Genomic DNA, 18712 nt, shown 5'->3' on the forward strand with positions numbered 1-18712 from the left:
GTCAGTCCGCCCCGATAACCTCGTAGGTGTGTCGTCCCTTGCGCTGTACCGCCGCTACCGCCCCGAGTCGTTCGCCGAGGTCATCGGTCAGGAGCATGTCACTGACCCGCTGCAGCAGGCCCTGCGGAACAACCGGGTCAATCACGCGTACCTGTTCAGTGGTCCGCGCGGCTGTGGCAAGACGACCAGTGCGCGCATCCTCGCCCGCTGTCTGAACTGCGAGCAGGGGCCCACGCCCACGCCCTGCGGGGAGTGCCAGTCCTGCCAGGACCTCGCGCGCAACGGACCGGGATCGATCGACGTGATCGAGATCGACGCCGCTTCGCACGGTGGTGTGGACGATGCCCGTGATCTGCGGGAGAAGGCGTTCTTCGGGCCCGCGTCCAGTCGTTACAAGATCTACATCATCGACGAGGCGCACATGGTCACCTCGGCGGGGTTCAACGCCCTGCTGAAGGTGGTCGAGGAGCCGCCGGAGCACCTGAAGTTCATCTTCGCGACCACGGAGCCCGAGAAGGTCATCGGCACCATCCGGTCGCGTACGCATCACTACCCGTTCCGGCTCGTGCCGCCCGGGACGCTGCGCGAGTACCTCGCCGAGGTGTGCGGCAAGGAGAACAGTTACGTCGAGGAGGGGGTCCTCCCGCTCGTCGTGCGGGCCGGTGCCGGTTCCGTGCGTGACTCGATGTCGGTCATGGACCAGCTGCTGGCCGGTGCGGGCGACGAGGGTGTGACGTACGCCATGGCGACGTCCCTGCTCGGTTACACGGACGGCTCCCTGCTCGATTCGATCGTGGACGCCTTCGCGGCGGGCGACGGGGCAGCGGCCTTCGAGGTCGTGGACCGGGTGATCGAGGGCGGCAACGACCCGCGCCGCTTCGTCGCCGACCTCCTGGAGCGGCTGCGCGACCTGGTGATCCTGGCCGCCGTGCCGGACGCCGGGGAGAAGGGCCTCATCGACGCGCCGGTCGACGTCGTCGAGCGGATGCAGGCCCAGGCGTCCGTCTTCGGCGCCGCCGAGCTGAGCCGCGCCGCCGACCTGGTCAACGAGGGACTCACGGAAATGCGCGGCGCGACCTCCCCGCGGCTTCAGGTCGAGCTGATCTGCGCCCGGGTGCTGCTGCCGGCGGCCTTCGACGACGAGCGTTCCCTCCAGGCCAGGCTGGACCGGCTGGAGCGGGGGGCGTCCTTCGCCACCACCGGCCCCGGTCCCTCGATGGGGTACGTCCCCGGACCCGAAGCCCTGGCCCACGCCCCCGCCGCCCCGCAGGCCCCCACCCCCGCGGCGCCCCAGGCCCCCGCGCCGCCCCCCGCCGCGCAGCCGGGCGCCGGGCCGGGGCCGTCCGCCGCGCGTGCGGCGGTGCGGGGGGACGCGCCCGCTCCCCCGCAGGCGGCCCCCCCGCCCGCGCCGGTGCAGCCGCCCCCCGCCGAGGCCCCCGCGGCCGGGCAGCGGCCCGGTGCCTGGCCCGCCGCGGCCGCGCCCGAGCAGGGACGGCGGCCGGGAGGCTGGCCCACCGCCTCCACCCCGGGCCAGGCTCCCGCGCCACAGGCGGCCCCCGCACCGGCCCCTGCCGCACCCGCCGCCCCGGCGCCCGTCGCAGCCGAGCCCGCTCCGGCCATGACCCAGGGCGCGGGACAGGTGCGCACGATGTGGCCCGACATCCTGGAAGCGGTCAAGGGCCGCCGCCGGTTCACCTGGATCCTGCTCAGTCAGAACGCCCAGGTCACCGGCTTCGACGGCACCACCCTGCAGATCGGCTTCCTCAACGCCGGCGCCCGCGACAACTTCGCGAGCAGCGGCAGCGAGGAGGTGCTGAAGCAGGCCCTGGCCGAGCGGTTCAACGCGCAGTGGAAGATCGAGGCGATCGTCGACCCGTCGGGTGGTGCCGGACAGCCCCCGCAGGTCGGCGGCGGCCGCCCCTCCGCCTACGTACCGCCCGCACCGCAGCGCCCTGCGGCCCCCCCGCCCCAGGCGTACGAGCCCCGGCCCGCGCCGGAGCGGCAGCAGCAGGCCGGCGGTGGCCCCGCCCCGGAGCCGGCGCCCCCGTCCTACGCCGCTCCCGAACCGCCCCGGTCGGTCGCCCCCGAGGACGACACCCCCGAGGCGGACGACCCCGACCTCGTCGACTCGGCGCTGTCCGGGCACGAGCTGATCGTCCGCGAACTGGGCGCCACGGTCGTTGAGGAGTTCACCAACGAGTAGGCGCGGTGGCGGCCTGGCCGGCCGGTCCCGGTCAGGGCTCCTCCGGCCTCCCACCGGCGCGTGGGGTGCCGTCCCCCAGAGCCGTCCCGGACCGGCGCCTCCGGTGTCCACGGATCGGCGTCCGGCGAGGGACTCTCGCCCTGGCGGCTAGGCTGCACCCCGTGAAGGTCCTCGTCATCGGCGGCGGCGCCCGCGAACACGCCCTGTGCCGCTCTCTCTCCCTCGACCCCGACGTCACCGCTCTGTACTGCGCTCCCGGCAACGCCGGCATCGCAGAGGTGGCCGAACTGCACCCGGTCGACGCCCTCGACGGCGCTGCCGTCGCGCGCCTCGCCACCGAGCTGGGCGCCGAGCTGGTGGTCGTCGGCCCGGAGGCGCCGCTTGTCGCCGGGGTCGCCGACGCCGTGCGCGCCGCCGGCATCCCCTGCTTCGGGCCGTCCGGAAAGGCCGCCCAGCTGGAGGGCTCCAAGGCCTTCGCCAAGGACGTCATGGCCGGCGCGGGTGTCCCGACCGCCCGCAGTTACGTCTGCACCACCCCCGCGGAGATCGACACCGCCCTCGACGCGTTCGGCGCCCCGTACGTCGTCAAGGACGACGGTCTCGCCGCCGGCAAGGGCGTCGTCGTCACGGACGACATCGACGCGGCCCGCGCCCACGCGCTGGCCTGCGACCGCGTGGTCATCGAGGAGTTCCTCGACGGCCCCGAGGTGAGCCTGTTCGCCATCTGCGACGGCACCACCGTGCTGCCGCTCCAGCCCGCCCAGGACTTCAAGCGGGCCCTCGACAACGACGAGGGCCCGAACACCGGCGGCATGGGCGCCTACTCCCCACTGCCGTGGGCCGACCCGAAGCTGGTCGACGAGGTCATGCAGTCGGTCCTCCAACCGACCGTCGACGAGCTCCGCCGCCGCGGTACGCCCTTCTCCGGGCTGCTGTACGCGGGCCTCGCGATCACCTCGCGGGGCGTACGGGTCATCGAGTTCAACGCCCGCTTCGGCGACCCGGAGACCCAGGTGGTCCTGGCCCGTCTGAAGACCCCGCTGGCCGGTGTGCTGCTGGGCTCCGCCAACGGGACCCTGGACGAGCTGCCCCCGCTGAAGTGGCGCGACGAGGCCGCCGTCACCGTGGTCATCGCCTCCCACAACTATCCGGACGTCCCGCGGACGGGCGATCCGATCGAGGGCCTCGACGAGGTCGCGGCGCAGGACGCGCCGCACGCGTACGTCCTGCACGCCGGGACCCGGCGGGACGGCGACAAGGTCGTCAGCGCGGGCGGCCGCGTGCTCTCCGTGACCGCGACCGCCAAGGACCTCGCGGGCGCCCGTGAGCGTGCCTACGCGGCGGCGGCCCGGATCCGGCTCGACGGCTCCCAGCTCCGTACGGACATCGCCAAGAAGGCTGCGGAGGCCTGAGCCGCACCCCTCCGGCGTCACCGTACGGCCGAGGCCTGAGCCGACACCTCACCGTCACTCCCGGCGAGGGTGCCGGCTCGGGCCTCGGCCGTACCGCTGCGCAGAGGGCCGGCCGAACCTCGGCCGTACTGCCCGGGGCAGGGGCTGTGCGGGCCCCGGCCGTACCGTCCCGACCACCAGTGACGCGCCGCTGCCCCACGGGCGACGGCGCGTCAGCACCTTTACCCAAAGCCATTCCATCGAGTGACGGCTAGGCCATCCGGATGACGTCCGTCGAAGGCCCAACTAGGGTGCGGCGCAAGCGTTCCGGCACTTGGCCCACCGGCATTGCGATGTCAGTGGCGGGTGCCACAGTGGGGGAGTGACCAACACCGCCGTGGGGGCAGAGGGGGTGACGTCCGGCCGTGTCCGATACCGGTACAGGTGAGGAGCTGGGTGCGCGCGCAGCGCGCGCCCGGGCTCTCGCCCTGCTGCACATCCGCAGCAGGGCAACGGCAGCGGCGCTGCTGCCGGCCGCGCTCGCCGTCGTGCTGTTCGCCGCGGGCGCGCGGGGCTTCGCCGAGGGCAGCGGCTGGGACGCGGTGCGCTGGGCCGTGACGGCCTGCGCCGTTGTCGTCCTGCTCGTCGCCGCGGCCGTCGCGATCGCGGTCGTGCGGGCGAAGCCGGCGGTCAGTCCGACCGTCCCGCTCAGCGAGCAGGCGGCCCCGGACCTCTACCGGCTGGTCCGTGAGCTGGCGGAGCGGCTCGGCGTGCCCGCGCCCTCGGCCATAGCGCTCACGCCCGACTGCGACAGCTGGCTGGAGGACCGCACCCACCCGGCTGCGGACCGGGCGGCCCACGAGGCCGCGAGCCGGGGCCCGAGCGGTCCGGCGGACGGTCCGGGCCGTCATCCGGGCCGTCGCCGGGTACAGGCGGCGCCCGTGCTGGTGATCGGCTCCCCGTTCCTCTGGTGGATGCGGGTCGCCGAGCTCCGCGCGGTGCTGGCCCCGGTGGTGGCCGGCACCGGCCCCTCCGCCCACCCCGACATAGCCGCGGCCCGGCGTTTCGTGCGCGGGCTGGACGGAGCGGTCGCCGACGCGGCCGAGCCAGGCCAGGGGCCGCTGCGCAAGGTCCTGCGGCTGCCGGGCCGCTTCGTCGGCAGGATCGCCCGGGTACTGCTGCGCAGCTGTCGTGACCACGCCGCCGAGATGGAGCGGGGTGTCGCCGCCGCCGCGTCGACGCGCGCACAGGCCGTGGACTACGGGCTGCGGGTCGTCGCCCAGGAGCAGGTCGGTCTCGCCTACGCGGGCTGGGACCGGCTGCTCACCCGCGTCGCGCTCCCCGCCTGGCGGATGGGGCGCTGGCCCTCCCGGCTGGACGCGGGCGTCGTCTCCGCCCTCACCGAGCTCTCCCGGCGCGACCGGCTGGCCGAGGGCTTCACCACCCGCCTCGGCGAACGGCCCGCCTGCGACCTCCTGGAGGAACCGGGAGCGGCCGACGAGGCGGCGTCCCTGCTGGCCGCGCGGCTCTTCCACGGAGGCCCCGCGGAGACCGGGCCCGACTGGGCTCCGGTGGACTGGCAGCAGTACCCGGAAGAGGTCGTCGACCGGAAGTGGCGGACGGAGGCGGCCCGGCTGCACCGCGTCCTGGACACGATGGGTGTGCCCCCCGCCTCCGGCGTCGGCCCCGACAGCGCCTGCGCAGGGGTTCCCACACTGGCGCGCGTCGTCGAACACCTCGCCGCGGGCAGGGACGGGGGCGAGGAGCTCGCGGCCGGGATCAGCGCGGCCGTGGCCCGGGAGGAGGCGCAGGCCCCGCAGCCGGTCAGCGGCGCAGCAGGGGACGTGGACGGTGCGGTGCTGGATCTCTGGGGGCCCGGTCCGCTCCCGCTCCTCCCGCTCCAGCCTCCCCGCACGGGGATCGAGCTGCTGGCGGACCATGTCGCGGCGATGGTCTGCTGCGCCGCGATCGACACCGCGGGTGCCGCACCCGGGCTGGACTGGCTCGACGGACCCGCGCTGCTGGTCGACGGAGAGCGCCGGGCCGACCTCGGCAACCCGGTCCTCAGCCTCGTCGAGGACGGTGACCCACAGCCGCTGCGGTCCTGGCTCGCCTCGGTCGGGGTGCGTACCGACAAGCCCGTGCGTCTCGTCTGAAACACCTGTGGGCGCGCGGCTGTTCACGCCCACCACCCCCGATACCCGGAACGTCAGGTTCCGTTCACGTCAATTCGCGACGAACGGTGACGGAGTGGATGCGTTATGTGATGTGCTGGGGACCGGCGCTGACAGTCGGCGCACCAGTGTTGTTCCGGGGGCCTGAGGGAGGGATGCGTCATGGGGGCGGAGCAGATTCGCCGTTGGGAATCGGGTGCCCTGGCGCACGCCGTCACCGATCCCTTCGGCCAGGGGCCCCTTCCCTGGCTGCGGGGGAGCGAGAACTACTTCGACGACACCGGGCAGGTCGTGCCCTGGTACGCCGACCCCACGCTGCCGTGCGGCTCCACCGGCGGCGGTACCCGTACCGCCGACGACGTGCGCCGTCAGATCAAGGGGTTCATCTCCTCCGGAGCCGCGGCCCCGGGCGAGGCGATCGACTTCCACATCACCGTCGACCCGCCCCAGCAGTTCTCCGTGGACATCTACCGGATCGGCCACTACGGAGGGGACGGCGCCGCCAAGATCACCACGAGCCCGCGGCTCTCCGGCATCGTCCAGCCGGCCCCCCTCACGGCCGACCGCACGGTCTCCTGCCACCACTGGTGGCAGTCCTGGCGGCTGCAGATCCCCGCGTACTGGTCGATCGGCGCGTATGTCGCCGTGCTCACCACGGTCGACGGCTACCGCTCCCACATCCCGTTCACGGTCCGCGACGGCCACCCGGCCGACCTGCTGCTGGTGCTGCCGGACATCACGTGGCAGGCGTACAACCTCTATCCCGAGGACGGCCGGACCGGGGCCAGCCTCTACCACGCCTGGGACGAACAGGGCCGGCTGCTGGGCGAGGAGGACGCGGCGGTCACCGTCTCCTTCGACCGTCCCTACGCGGGCGCCGGGCTCCCGCTGCACGTCGGCCATGCCTACGACTTCATCCGCTGGGCCGAGCGCTACGGCTACGACATCGCCTACGCCGACACCCGCGACCTGCACGCGGGCCGGATCGACCCGACCCGCTACCGGGGCCTCGTCTTCCCCGGCCATGACGAGTACTGGTCGGTGCCCATGCGCCGTACCGCCGAACGTGCCCGGGACAACGGCACCTCCCTCGTCTTCCTCTCGGCCAACACCATGTACTGGCAGGTCAGCCTCGCGCCGTCGCCCTCGGGGGTCCCCGACCGGCTGCTCACCTGCCGCAAGCGCCGGGGTCCTGGCAAGCCCGCGCTCTGGCGCGAGCTCGACCGTCCCGAGCAGCAACTGCTCGGCATCCAGTACGCGGGCCGCGTCCCCGACCCGCACCCGTTGGTCGTGCGGAACGCGGAGCACTGGCTCTGGGACGCCACCGACGCCGTCGACGGCGACGAGATCGAAGGCCTGGTCGCGGGCGAGGCCGACCGCTACTTCCCGCGCACCACGCTCCCCGAGCACGACAACCGCATCCTGCTCGCTCACTCCCCGTACCAGGACAGCGACGGTGTGACGCGCCACCAGGAGACGTCCCTGTACCGGGCGCCGTCGGGCGCGCTCGTCTTCGCCTCCGGCACCTTCGCGTGGTCCCCGGCCCTGGACCGCCCCGGCCACGTGGATCCACGCATCCAGCGGGCGACGGCCAACCTCCTCGACCGCATCTGCAAGCGCGCCTGAGCCGTTCGGGCGCCCCGCCCGCTACCGGCGACGCGTCCCCACCCCCTCCGCAGCCGTCCGCACCCGGATACGGGACAATCGGAACAGCTCCTGGATCAACCTACGCGGAGGCAGCGTGTCCGGATTTGTAGAGAAGCCCGAGCCCGTGCAGGTTCCGGGGCTCACCCACCTGCACACGGGCAAGGTGCGCGACCTGTACCGGAACGAGGCGGGCGACCTCGTCATGGTCGCCAGCGACCGGATGTCCGCCTACGACTGGGTCCTGCCCACAGAGATCCCGGACAAGGGCCGCGTCCTGACCCGGCTCTCGCTGTGGTGGTTCGACCAGCTCGCCGATCTCGTGCCGAACCATGTGCTGTCCACGGAGCTTCCCGCCGGCGCCCCCGCGGACTGGGCCGGCCGCACGACGGTCTGCAAGTCGCTGCGGATGGTTCCGGTCGAGTGCGTCGCCCGCGGCTATCTGACCGGCTCCGGCCTCATCGAGTACAACGCGTCGCGCACCGTCTGCGGCCTCGGCCTTCCCGAGGGCCTCGTCGACGGCTCCGAGCTGCCCGGACCGATCTTCACCCCCGCCACCAAGGCGGCCGTCGGCGATCACGACGAGAACGTGAGCTACGAGGAAGTGGCCCGCCAAGTCGGTCCCGAAACGGCCGCACATCTGCGTCGCACGACCCTGGGCGTATACGGCCGGGCCCGTGACATCGCACGCGAGCGCGGCATCATCCTGGCGGACACGAAGTTCGAGTTCGGCTTCGCGCCCACCGCCGACGGCGGCGAGGAACTGATCATCGCGGACGAGGTGCTCACCCCGGACTCCTCCCGCTTCTGGCCGGCCGACGCCTGGGAGCCGGGGCGGGCCCAGCCGTCGTACGACAAGCAGTTCGTGCGCGACTGGCTGACGTCGCCGGCCTCCGGCTGGGACCGCAAGAGCGAGCAGCCGCCGCCGGCGCTGCCCCAGGAGATCGTGGACGCGACCCGCGCCAAGTACCTGGAGGCGTACGAGCTCCTCACCGGCACGCCCTGGAACTAGGACTCTTCGTTCGGATCGGCCGGACGTCGGAACGGCCGCCGCCCAGCGGCGGCCGTTCCGTTCCGAACCGGCAGAGGTTCCCGCAAAGGTTCCCAGGCGTTCCGCCGCACACGAAGAAGCCCCCGGCCAAAAGGCCGGGGGCTTCTCACTGAACCGAGCGGACGACCAGGTTCGAACTGGCGACCTCAACCTTGGCAAGGTTGCGCTCTACCAACTGAGCTACGTCCGCAAGCGCCGCAGCGCGAGAACTACTATACCCATCCCCGTTCGCGTGCGAGACGCACCGCGGCATGACGGTTCTCCGCCCCGAGCTTGGCGGCCGCCGCTGAGAGGTAATTGCGCACCGTCCCCGGTGACAGCGACGCCCGTGCCGCGATCTCGGCGACCGGTGCTCCGTCGGCCGCCAGCTCCAGCACCTCGGCCTCGCGCACGGTCAGCGGCGAGTCCCCGGCGGCGATGGCGTCGGCCGCCAACTCCGGGTCCACATAGCGGTTTCCGGCATGGACGGTGCGGATGATCCCGGCCAGTTGCCGAGCGCTGACCGTCTTCGGCACGAACGCCCGCACCCCCGCCGCGAGGGCCCGCTTGAGGTGGCCCGGGAGGCCATGGCTCGTCACGATCATGGTTCGGCAGCCCGGGAGTTCGGACCGTATCGATGTGGCGACGCTCACACCGTCCGCCCCCGGCATCTCCAGATCCAGCACCGCCACATCGGGACGGTGCGCCCGGGCCATGGCGAGCGCCTCGGGGCCGGTCGCGGCCTCCGCGACCACCACCAGGTCGTCCTCCAGCGCGAGCAGGGCCGCGAGCGCGCCCCGGATCAGGTGCTCGTCGTCGGCGAGCAGGACCCGCACCGCGGTCATCGTCGTTCCTCCAGAAGGGCCTTGCGCGACAGGTCACCGGCGACCGCACGGGGCATGCCACCGGCAGCCGCATGCGGGAGGTCACCGGCAGCCGGGATCGGGGCGGGGGCGGCAGCGGAGCGCGGGCGGGCCAGCGGAATCCGTGCGCTCAGCCGGAACAGGCCGGCCTCTGCCGGGCCGGCCTCCAGGGTGCCGTTGAGCGCGCCGAGCCGTTCGCGCAGTCCGGCCAGCCCGGAGCCGGTCCCCACGGGGCAGGTCGCAGGCGCCCCATCGTTCTCCACGTCCAGCACCGCCGCCTCCGGCGAGACGTCGAGCCGGATCGTGCAGTGAGCCGGATCGCCATGGCGCAGCACATTGGTCGCGGCCTCGCGCACCACCCAGCCGAGCGCCGACTGGACGGGCCCCGGCAGCCCCGTACCGTCGCCGCCCGTCACCGCGCACTCGATGCCGGCTGCCCGCAGGACTCCCTGTGCCCCGGCCAGTTCCGTCGTCAGATTGGCCTCCCGGTAGCCGCGCACGACATCGCGTACCTCCTGCTGCGAGGCGCGGGCTATCCGCTGCACCTCGACCATCTGGGCCAGCGCCTCGGGCCTCCCGCGCTGCGCCAGCTCCACCGCCAGTTCGCTCTTCAGCGCGATCACCGCGAGATTGCGGCCCAGCACATCGTGCATGTCACGCCCGAACCGCAGACGCTCCTCGGCGACCGCGAGCCTGGCCTGTATGTGCCGGGCCTCCTCGGCCTGCCACATCACGCTCAGGCTCCAGGCGCTGGGCCGTACCGAGATCAGAACCAGCACGGAGCCGAAGAGGGTCACCGGCACCATGCCGGCCAAGGGGCCGCCCCGCACTCCGGCCGCGGCGAGTGTGACGGTGGCCAGTGCCGCGAGGAGCAGCGACTCGATCAGGAACGTGCGGACCGGGACCAGGAGCACCCGTGTGATCACGAATGCCATCGGTGTGTTCATGCTCATCAGGAGCAGTCCGGACGTGCCGACCCCGTCCACCCCGGCCAGCGTCGCCAGCAACGCCACCTGCAGCAGCAAGAGGGCCAGGGGAGGGAGCATGCGCCGCGTGGGGAACACGGAGACGCCGAGGTAGTGCTCGTACGACGGACGGACATTGCGATTGCTCAGCAGGCACTGCGCCATGCTCACCAGGAGCAGCGCCGATCCCAGAGCCAGCGGGAGCGGCTGGTGGCGGATGTCCGACTTGAAGGGTGCCAATTGCCACGAGAGGGTGAAGAGCCAGGGAAGCGAGGAGATGGTGAACCGCGAATACAGGTCGATCCGCTCCATCTTGCCGCGCTCCCGCCAGCCGCGGTGCCATGCCCGGACGTGCTTCAACACGCCGCCCCCCTCCTCAGCGTCGCGGATCCCAGCGGAACCACCGTTGCACAGCAAACACCGCGAGTGCCGTCCAGACCAGTCCGGTCAATGCTGCCCCGAGCAGGTCAGCGCCCTCGGGGACGCCCAGCCAGCCCGCCCGTACGAGTGTCATCACTCCGGTCACAGGCAGGTACGCGCAGGCCGACGCGAGCGGATCGGGAAAGACCTCCAGCGGGACGAAGAGCCCCGAGCCCATCATGGAGACGAGGAACAGGGGAAACGTGGTGAGCTGCGCCGTCTGCACGGTGCGGGTCACTATCGAAGTGGCCGCGGCCAGCGCCGTCAGCAGCACCACGGCCAGCAGTAGTCCTGCGAGGAGCAGGTCGGGCCGTCGCGGTGCGGTGAGGTCGAAGAAGACCGCACCGGTCACGATGATCAGGGCGGACTGCGTCAGTGCCAGGGCGGCCGACGGCAGCGCGGTGCCCGTCAGGATCTCTCCGTCGCTTATCTCGCCGGTACGCAGCCGCTTCAGGACCAAGTCCTCGCGCCGCGCCACGTAGGCGGCGACCATGTTCATGTAGACGGCCTGGATGAGTACGGTGCCGATGCCGCCGGTGAGCGCGGCTCCGGCGACGGTCAGTCCGGTCCCGCCGAGGTCCACCTGCTCGAACGTCGACTTCATCGCCATGATCATGGCGGAGGGCACCAGCAGCGCGACGACGACGGCCGTGCGGTTGCGGGCGAGCAGGGTCAGTTCGGCTCGGCCGAGGGCCGTCAGCCGGCCTCGGAGCGTTGTCGTGGAGCGGACCTTCGTGGCCGGCGCAGTGGTTGTTGCGGTCGTCATGACACGGTCACCTCTTCGGTCTCCGCCGCGGACTTGGCGATGTCGAGGAACGCCTCTTCGAGCGAGGCGGACCGGGCGTCGAGCCCGGTCAGAGCAACGTTCGAGCCCGCTGCCCAGCCCAGCAGTTCGGTCAGTGACTCCTGGAGCCGATGCGTACGTATCTCGATCCGCCGGCCCTCGGCCGCGGCGCGCAGGCCCAGCGGCAGCTGCCCCGGCGCGATCCCTTCGGGCAGCTCGAACCGGATGCGCGCCGGGCGTGCGGCCGTCACTTCGGCCGGGGTGCCTGTGGTCACGATCCGGCCCCGGTGCATGATCGCCAGACGGTCGGCGAGGGCCTCGGCCTCCTCCAGGTAGTGCGTGGTCAGCAGGACGGTGATGCCGTCCTCCTTGAGCCCCCGCACCAGCTCCCACGTGTCGCGCCGCCCCTCGGCATCGAGGCCGGTGGTCGGTTCGTCGAGGAAGAGCACCTCGGGGCGGCCGAGCAGGGCCAGCGCGAGGTCCAGCCGTCGTCGCTCGCCGCCGGAGAGCTGTTTGACCCGGACCCCGGCCCGGTGGCCGAGCCCCACCATCTCCAGGGCCTCGGCGGTCGGCCGGGCACCGCTGGTGCAGCCCGCCCACATCCGTACGGTCTCGGCCGCGGTCAGGTCGGACGGGAAGCCGCCCTCCTGGAGCATCACACCGATGCGCGGCCGGACCGCGGCGCGATCGGCGAACGGGTCGTGTCCGAGCACCCTTATCGCTCCCCCGTCGGGCCGGGCCAGGCCCTCGAGGAGTTCGACGGTGGACGTCTTGCCGGCGCCGTTCGTCCCGAGCAGGGCGAACAGCTCGCCACGCGCCACGGAGAAGGTGACTCCGGTCACGGCCTCGAAGCCGCCCGCATAGCTGCGCCGGACGCCGTCCACGTCGATCACGCGGGTACGGGGAATTTCGTCGCTGGTCATGCACCCAAGGTTTCCGTCCGCCCGGGACCAGGAGCAGTGCGAGCTGTCATCGCTGCCCATGACAAACGTCATGCATCGCGGCGCATGACACGCGTCGCGAGTGAAGAAAGCGGAAGGGATCCGGCCGGAATCGGAATACGACGAAGGCCCTGGTCGAAATCGACCAGGGCCTTCGATCAAGAGCGGACGACCAGGTTCGAACTGGCGACCTCAACCTTGGCAAGGTTGCGCTCTACCAACTGAGCTACGTCCGCATTGCAGCCACTCGGCTCTCACCGGTGGAGCGAGCACTACTCTACCCGATCCACCGGAGTGGTCGAAGAGAGTGATGCAGAGCGGGTGACAGGAATTGCACACTGCGCCTTCCCCCTGGAAGGGGGATGTTCTACTACTGAACTACACCCGCACGCTGCGTGAGGTTCGGCCTTGCGGCCTTGCCCTTCGGCGTGCTCCAGACTCTAGCCGACCTGCAGGGGTGTTGTGCAAGTCGGCTCCCGCGAGGTGTCGTCCGGACGGCCGGTGACGGACGGTCCGACGCCCGCCCGCCGGCCCCCGTCCCCCACCCGTCGGCTCAACTGGCTTCCTGGAACGCCTCGTAGACCTTCTTGGGGATCCGGCCCCGGGCCGGCACCTCCATCCGGTGCGAACGGGCCCAGGCGCGGACGGCTGCCGGGTCGGGTGCGAGCGAGGTGTGCCGGTACGGGACGGGCGCCTTGCCGTGCTGGCCTGCCTTCGTCTGCTTGCGACCGGCCGCCACGTACGGGGCCAGGGCCTTGCGCAGTTTCTTTGCATTGGACGGGTTGAGGTCGATCTCGTACGACTTCCCGTCCAGGGCGAAGGTGACCGTTTCCGCCGCTGCTCCCCCGTCGATGTCGTCGGAGAGCGTGACCACTACGCGCTGAGCCACGGATATCGGTCCTTTCCTACGGCATCCGCGTCTGACATGCGCGGATGCCGGCCTTCCGGCTGTGAGCGCGGATGCGGGCCGACCGGTGTCGGCCGTTTAGGGGCAATGCTGCTTTCCCCGGTAATCATTTGTACAGCGACGGGCACCGCATTGTGAAGCCCGCCCAATTACCTGCGCGTGTCAACCCGCTTTGTGTGCTGTCGGTGGGGATCTTTTTCGCAGGATCTTTTGCCCCCGTTGTCGCGGTCGATATCTCGGCGTGATCTGCGCCGCTGGATATCTACCCGCGTAGAATTTCTGGCCAGGTACGCTGAGAGGACCCGCGGGGGTCTGGGGAACCCCCCGGAGAAACAGCCGCACCACACCACCACACCGGGAGTGCCAGTGGCACGCGTCGTAGTCGACGTCATGCTCAAGCCCGAGATCCTCGACCCGCAGGGACAGGCTGTGCAGCGTGCGCTGCCCCGTCTCGGCTTCGAGGGAATCGCGGACGTACGTCAGGGAAAGCGTTTCGAGCTGGAGATCGAGGGGCCGGTGGATGACGCCGCCCTCACCCGTATTCACGAGATGGCCGAGACGTTCCTCGCCAACACCGTGATCGAGGACTTCACCGTGAAGGTGGAGAAGGCCGAGGAGTCGAAGTGACTGCTCGTATCGGAGTCGTCACCTTTCCGGGCACGCTCGACGACCAGGACAGCCTGCGGGCCGTACGGGTCGCCGGCGGCGAGCCCGTATCGCTGTGGCACCGCGACAAGGACCTGCACCAGGTCGACGCGGTCATCCTGGCGGGCGGTTTCTCCTACGGCGACTATCTGCGGGCCGGAGCCATCTCCCGCTTCTCGCCGGTCATGGAGACGGTGATCGAGCAGGCGAAGGCGGGCATGCCGGTTCTCGGCATCTGCAACGGCTTCCAGATCCTGACCGAGGCGCATCTGCTGCCCGGCGCGATGCTGCGCAACAACCACCTGCACTTCATCTGCCGCGACCAGAAGCTCCGCGTCGAGAACGCGGAGACGTCCTGGACCGCGGACTACTCCGCGGGCCAGGAAATCTCCGTGCCGCTCAAGAACATGGACGGCCGCTACACCGCCGACGAGCGCACGCTCGACGAGCTGGAGGCCGAGGGCCGCGTCGCCTTCCGCTACATGGACGTCAACCCCAACGGCTCGCTGCGTGACATCGCCGGCATCACCAATGCCGCGGGCAACGTCGTCGGCCTGATGCCGCACCCGGAGCACGCCGTGGAGCCGCTGGTCGGCACCGGCCGTACCGACGGTCTCGGTTTCTTCACCTCGATCATCAAGAAGCTGGTCAACGCATGAGCCTGGACACGGTCAAGCACGCGGCCGAAACCCCGGACACCGCGCAGCCCTGGAAGGAGCTCGGCCTCAAGGAGGACGAGTACGCCCGGATCCGCGAGATCCTGGGCCGCCGTCCCACCGGCGCCGAGCTCGCCATGTACTCCGTGATGTGGTCCGAGCACTGCTCCTACAAGAGCAGCAAGGTCCACCTCAAGCAGTTCGGCGAGAAGGTCCCCGCCAACGACGCGATGCTCGTCGGCATCGGTGAGAACGCCGGTGTGGTCGACGTCGGCCAGGGATACGCGGTCACCTTCAAGGTCGAGTCGCACAACCACCCCTCGTACATCGAGCCCTACCAGGGCGCGGCCACCGGCGTCGGCGGCATCGTCCGCGACATCCTCGCCATGGGTGCCCGCCCGGTCGCGGTCGTCGACCCCCTGCGCTTCGGCGCGGCCGACCACCCCGACACCAAGCGCGTCCTTCCCGGCGTCGTCGCGGGCATCGGCGGCTACGGCAACTGCCTCGGCCTGCCCAACATCGGCGGTGAGGTCGTCTTCGACGCCTGCTACCAGGGCAACCCGCTCGTCAACGCCGGCTGTATCGGCGTCATGAAGCACGAGGACATCCACCTCGCCCAGGCCTCCGGCCCCGGCAACAAGGTCATCCTGTACGGCGCCCGCACCGGCGGCGACGGCATCGGCGGTGTCTCGGTGCTGGCATCGGAGACCTTCGAGTCGACCGGCCCGGCCAAGCGCCCGGCCGTCCAGGTCGGCGACCCGTTCCAGGAGAAGCTCCTCATCGAGTGCACCCTGGAGATCTTCAAGGAGAAGCTCGTCGCGGGCATTCAGGACCTCGGCGGCGCCGGGCTCTCCTGTGCCACCTCCGAGCTGGCCTCCGCGGGCTCCGGCGGCATGCGCGTCGAGCTGGACACCGTGCCGCTGCGCGACTCCTCCCTCTCGCCCGAGGAAATCCTCATGAGCGAGTCGCAGGAGCGCATGTGCGCCATCGTCGAGCCGCAGCACGTGGACCGCTTCCTGGAGATCTGCGAGAAGTGGGACGTCATCGCCACCGTCATCGGTGAGGTGACCGAGGGCTCCCAGCTGGAGATCTTCTGGCACGGCGAGCAGATCGTGGACGTGCCGCCGCGGTCCGTCGCCCACGAGGGCCCGACCTACCACCGTCCGTTCGCCCGCCCGTCCTGGCAGGACGCCCTGCAGGCCGACGACGCCGGCGCGCTGGCCCGTCCGTCGAACGGCGCCGAGCTGCGCGAGCAGGTCCTGCGGCTCGTCTCCTCGCCGAACCAGGCGTCGAAGTCGTGGATCACGGACCAGTACGACCGGTTCGTTCAGGGCAACACCGTGCTCGCGATGCCCGAGGACGCCGGCATGGTCCGCATCGACGAGGAGTCCAACCTCGGCGTGGCCATGGCGACCGACGGCAACGGCCGGTACGCCAAGCTCGACCCGTACACCGGCGCGCAGCTCGCACTGGCGGAGTCGTACCGCAACGTCGCCGCCTCCGGCGCCAGGCCGCTGGCCATCTCGGACTGCCTGAACTTCGGCTCGCCCGAGGACCCGGACGTCATGTGGCAGTTCGCCGAGGCCACGCGTGGTCTCGCGGACGGCTGCCTGGAGCTGGGCACCCCCGTCACCGGCGGCAATGTGTCGCTGTACAACCAAACCGGGGACACGGCGATCCACCCGACGCCGGTCGTGGCCGTGCTCGGTGTGATCGACGACGTCACGCGGCGTACGCCGGTCGCGTTCAAGGACGAGGGCCAGCTCCTCTACCTGCTGGGTGACACGCACGAGGAGTTCGGCGGTTCGGCCTGGTCCGAGGTCGTCCACAACCACCTCGGCGGCATGCCGCCCAAGGTCGACCTGGGCCGCGAGAAGCTGCTCGGCGAGATCCTGATCTCGGCGTCCCGCGACGGCATGATCGACGCGGCGCACGACCTGTCCGACGGAGGCTTGATCCAGGCGGTCACCGAGTCCTGCCTGCGCGGCGGGAAGGGTGCCCGGCTGGTCGTGCCGGACGGACTGGACGCGTTCACGTTCCTGTTCTCCGAGTCGGCCGGCCGCGCGATCGTCTCGATCCCGCGCAGCGAGGAGCTCCGCTTCAACGACATGTGCGGGGCGCGGGGTCTGCCCGTGACCCGGATCGGTGTCGTGGACGGCGACGAGATCGAGATCCAGGGCGAGTTCAGCATTCCGCTGAGCGAGCTGCGTACGGCACACGAGGGGACGATCCCCGCGCTGCTCGCGTAGCCCGGCGGACGCGTCCGTCGTCACCCTTCGCGCAAGCCCCCGCCCGGTTCGACCGGGCGGGGGCTTTTGCGTGCGTGTTTGGCTGAGGCCGTTGACGGGGATTACGTAATTACGTAATGCTTGAGACATGGAGCTTGAGGAGCGGGTCTCGGAGCTGGAGCGGCGGCTCGAAGCGCTGGTGGGCGAGCACGCTGACGCACCGCGTCCCACGGGGGCCGACTTCTGGGCTCTGGAAGGGCTGAAGGAGCAGCTCGCGGGGGCGGGGGCGGCTGACGGCGGCGTGCTGTACGCGGGAGCGGTGCGGCTGCCCACGGGCGAGCGGTACGAGTGGCAGTACGGGGCGCTGACCGAGCAGTTGCTGGACGCGGGAGGTGCCGGCGAGGCGGGCGGCGCGGAGGAGGCGGATGGGCAGGCACCTGCGGGTGTCGGCTGGGCCGATGCCGCCGAGTCGTTCGCCGCACTCGGGCATCCGCTGCGGTTGCGGTTGCTCCGGGAGATCCTCGGCGGCCGGCGCACGGCCGCGGAGCTTGCCGCGCTCGACGAGACGGGGACGACGGGGCAGATCTACCACCATCTGCGTCAGCTGACGGGCGCGGGCTGGCTGCACACGAAGGGGCGGGGGCGATACGAGGTTCCAGGCGCCCGTGTGGTGCCGCTGCTGGTGGTCCTCACGGCCGCGACAACCTGAGCCGGCGCCGCCCTCGTACGACCAACCGAGTACCGAGCCAAGAACGAGCCAGGAACGAGCCGACAGCGAGCCGACAGTGAGCCGGTGAACGACCGACGCTCGGCCCGCGACCTGACCGACGACCAGGGGGAAAGTCATGCCTGTCCGTAAAGCCGTCATGGTGCTGTACAGGGCCTGCTGGATCACCTTCTTCGCGATGGTGGTCCTCAGCCTCTTCACTCGCCCGCCGTTTCCGTACTGGCTGACCTGGGTGCCAGCGGCCGCTGCGGTCGCCCTCGGCGTGGCGGTGGGCCGCAAGGCCCGCGCGATGGCCACGGACCCACGACCGGCGGTGGAGGTCGGGCCGCCGGTGGCCGGGCGGTGGACCGCGTTGAACAGTCCGGCGGACAAGGTGCCCAGCCACGGCACACACGGCTACGGGCAGACCTACGCGATAGACATCGTCGCCGAGCCTGAGCCCGAGCCGGGGCCCGAGGGGGAGGCCGGCCCGTCCCGTCCGGGATTCCGTCGGCTGTGGCCCGTCGCCCGCCGCAACCACCACTTCCCGGCTTTCGGGGCCCCTTTGCTCGCGGTGGCCGACGGCACCGTGGTGTACGCCGCGCACGGCAGGCGCGACCACCTCAGCCGCAACTCCCTGCCCGCGCTGCTCTATCTGATGCTGTTCGAGGCGTCCGTGCGGGACGTACTCGGACCCGGCAGCATCGTAGGCAACCACCTCGTGCTCGACCTGGGTGACGGCACATATGCCCTGTACGCCCATCTGCGGCGAGGTTCACTCCGGGTGCGCGTGGGGGAGACCGTCCGGGCCGGGCAGCAGGTGGCCGAGTGCGGAAACTCGGGAAACTCCACCGAGCCCCATGTGCACTTCCAGTTGATGGACGATCCGGATCTGGACGTGGCGGTCGGCATCCCCTTCACCTGGCGGGGAATAGGTCTGCCCACCAACGGCGAGACGTTCACGGCCGGGGGGATAGCGGGATGGCTCCCCGATTCCGATGCGGACGCGGCTCAGGTGTCGTGAGTGGGGGCGGTCCCCGCTTTTTTCGAGCATGGCCGGGCTCCTTTCCGGGGGTGGGGGGTCGGGCGCGGTGGCAGACAGCGCTCAATTCACGCAGGTATACCAAGTCAATATTTGTCATAGGATCAAATTTC

At 71.3% G+C, this 18712-nt stretch carries 15 protein-coding genes and 3 tRNA genes; 10 read left to right on the forward strand and 8 right to left on the reverse strand.

Going from position 1 to position 18712, the window contains the following annotated elements; all coding sequences use genetic code 11:
- The first annotated feature begins 28 nt into the window (after positions 1 to 28).
- The 5 genes from ABZ454_RS31820 (at position 29) to ABZ454_RS31840 (ending at position 8424) form a co-directional block, all read left to right on the forward strand.
- Positions 29 to 2203, forward strand: a complete 2175-nt coding sequence (locus ABZ454_RS31820) for a DNA polymerase III subunit gamma and tau (protein WP_359543053.1) — start codon at positions 29 to 31, stop codon at positions 2201 to 2203.
- Between the two features lie 161 nt (positions 2204 to 2364).
- A complete protein-coding gene (gene purD / locus ABZ454_RS31825) occupies positions 2365 to 3615 on the forward strand; it encodes a phosphoribosylamine--glycine ligase (RefSeq protein ID WP_356319193.1) in 1251 nt (416 codons plus the stop codon).
- Positions 3616 to 4019: 404 nt separating this feature from the next.
- Positions 4020 to 5750 carry a hypothetical protein gene (locus ABZ454_RS31830; RefSeq protein ID WP_359543054.1) on the forward strand — a complete coding sequence of 577 codons (1731 nt, stop codon included), beginning with the start codon at positions 4020 to 4022 and terminating at the stop codon, positions 5748 to 5750.
- Positions 5751 to 5930: 180 nt separating this feature from the next.
- A complete protein-coding gene (locus ABZ454_RS31835; RefSeq protein ID WP_356319195.1) occupies positions 5931 to 7394 on the forward strand; it encodes a N,N-dimethylformamidase beta subunit family domain-containing protein in 1464 nt (487 codons plus the stop codon).
- A 115-nt stretch (positions 7395 to 7509) separates the two neighbouring features.
- Positions 7510 to 8424 carry a phosphoribosylaminoimidazolesuccinocarboxamide synthase gene (locus ABZ454_RS31840; RefSeq protein ID WP_359543055.1) on the forward strand — a complete coding sequence of 305 codons (915 nt, stop codon included), beginning with the start codon at positions 7510 to 7512 and terminating at the stop codon, positions 8422 to 8424.
- Between the two features lie 156 nt (positions 8425 to 8580).
- On the opposite strand, the gene ABZ454_RS31845 is transcribed toward ABZ454_RS31840, so the two are convergent.
- The 8 genes from ABZ454_RS31845 to ABZ454_RS31880 form a co-directional block, all read right to left on the reverse strand.
- Positions 8581 to 8653, reverse strand: a tRNA-Gly gene (locus ABZ454_RS31845).
- Between the two features lie 22 nt (positions 8654 to 8675).
- The gene (locus ABZ454_RS31850) at positions 8676 to 9287 is read right to left on the reverse strand and encodes a response regulator transcription factor (RefSeq protein ID WP_359543056.1); all 612 of its coding nucleotides are present in this window, start codon (positions 9285 to 9287) and stop codon (positions 8676 to 8678) included.
- Complete coding sequence (locus ABZ454_RS31855; protein WP_359543113.1) at positions 9284 to 10582, reverse strand: histidine kinase; 1299 nt, start codon at positions 10580 to 10582, stop codon at positions 9284 to 9286. The genes ABZ454_RS31850 and ABZ454_RS31855 overlap by 4 nt, the downstream gene beginning before the upstream one ends.
- 64 nt (positions 10583 to 10646) lie before the next feature.
- Positions 10647 to 11456, reverse strand: coding sequence for an ABC transporter permease (locus tag ABZ454_RS31860; RefSeq protein ID WP_359543057.1), 810 nt, complete (start codon positions 11454 to 11456; stop codon positions 10647 to 10649).
- Entirely contained in the window at positions 11453 to 12397 is a 945-nt protein-coding gene (locus ABZ454_RS31865; protein ID WP_359543058.1) for an ABC transporter ATP-binding protein, read from the reverse strand. Before ABZ454_RS31865 ends, ABZ454_RS31860 begins: the two co-directional genes overlap by 4 nt.
- Positions 12398 to 12578: 181 nt before the next feature.
- A tRNA-Gly gene (locus ABZ454_RS31870) sits at positions 12579 to 12651 on the reverse strand.
- Between the two features lie 80 nt (positions 12652 to 12731).
- Positions 12732 to 12803, reverse strand: a tRNA-Gly gene (locus ABZ454_RS31875).
- Positions 12804 to 12968: 165 nt separating this feature from the next.
- The gene (locus tag ABZ454_RS31880; protein ID WP_356319200.1) at positions 12969 to 13304 is read right to left on the reverse strand and encodes an Lsr2 family protein; all 336 of its coding nucleotides are present in this window, start codon (positions 13302 to 13304) and stop codon (positions 12969 to 12971) included.
- Between the two features lie 384 nt (positions 13305 to 13688).
- Between ABZ454_RS31880 and purS the strand changes: the two genes are divergently transcribed.
- The 5 genes from purS (at position 13689) to ABZ454_RS31905 (ending at position 18581) form a co-directional block, all read left to right on the forward strand.
- Positions 13689 to 13949, forward strand: a complete 261-nt coding sequence (gene purS, locus ABZ454_RS31885; RefSeq protein ID WP_356319201.1) for a phosphoribosylformylglycinamidine synthase subunit PurS — start codon at positions 13689 to 13691, stop codon at positions 13947 to 13949.
- Positions 13946 to 14626, forward strand: coding sequence for a phosphoribosylformylglycinamidine synthase subunit PurQ (gene purQ / locus ABZ454_RS31890; protein ID WP_359543060.1), 681 nt, complete (start codon positions 13946 to 13948; stop codon positions 14624 to 14626). The genes purS and purQ overlap by 4 nt, the downstream gene beginning before the upstream one ends.
- Positions 14623 to 16872 (forward strand): phosphoribosylformylglycinamidine synthase subunit PurL, encoded by a 2250-nt coding sequence (gene purL / locus ABZ454_RS31895; RefSeq protein ID WP_356319203.1) that lies wholly within the window; start codon positions 14623 to 14625, stop codon positions 16870 to 16872. The genes purQ and purL overlap by 4 nt, the downstream gene beginning before the upstream one ends.
- Before the next feature lie 127 nt (positions 16873 to 16999).
- Positions 17000 to 17560 (forward strand): helix-turn-helix domain-containing protein, encoded by a 561-nt coding sequence (locus ABZ454_RS31900; protein ID WP_359543061.1) that lies wholly within the window; start codon positions 17000 to 17002, stop codon positions 17558 to 17560.
- 136 nt (positions 17561 to 17696) lie between these two features.
- Positions 17697 to 18581 carry a M23 family metallopeptidase gene (locus ABZ454_RS31905; RefSeq protein WP_359543063.1) on the forward strand — a complete coding sequence of 295 codons (885 nt, stop codon included), beginning with the start codon at positions 17697 to 17699 and terminating at the stop codon, positions 18579 to 18581.
- Positions 18582 to 18712 lie beyond the last annotated feature (131 nt).

This window comes from Streptomyces sp. NPDC005803, assembly GCF_040630435.1.
Classification (GTDB): Bacteria; Actinomycetota; Actinomycetes; order Streptomycetales; family Streptomycetaceae; genus Streptomyces.

What these genes read in the sequence shown, in the direction of transcription:
- ABZ454_RS31835 (WP_356319195.1), top strand. Translation starts at nt 5,931, where the DNA reads ATGGGGGCGGAGCAGATTCGCCGTTGGGAATCGGGTGCCCTGGCGCAC.
- ABZ454_RS31850 (WP_359543056.1), bottom strand. Translation starts at nt 9,287, where the DNA reads ATGACCGCGGTGCGGGTCCTGCTCGCCGACGACGAGCACCTGATCCGG.
- ABZ454_RS31855 (WP_359543113.1), bottom strand. Translation starts at nt 10,582, where the DNA reads ATGGAGCGGATCGACCTGTATTCGCGGTTCACCATCTCCTCGCTTCCC.
- ABZ454_RS31860 (WP_359543057.1), bottom strand. Translation starts at nt 11,456, where the DNA reads ATGACGACCGCAACAACCACTGCGCCGGCCACGAAGGTCCGCTCCACG.
- ABZ454_RS31865 (WP_359543058.1), bottom strand. Translation starts at nt 12,397, where the DNA reads ATGACCAGCGACGAAATTCCCCGTACCCGCGTGATCGACGTGGACGGC.
- purL (WP_356319203.1), top strand. Translation starts at nt 14,623, where the DNA reads ATGAGCCTGGACACGGTCAAGCACGCGGCCGAAACCCCGGACACCGCG.
- ABZ454_RS31900 (WP_359543061.1), top strand. Translation starts at nt 17,000, where the DNA reads ATGGAGCTTGAGGAGCGGGTCTCGGAGCTGGAGCGGCGGCTCGAAGCG.
- ABZ454_RS31905 (WP_359543063.1), top strand. Translation starts at nt 17,697, where the DNA reads ATGCCTGTCCGTAAAGCCGTCATGGTGCTGTACAGGGCCTGCTGGATC.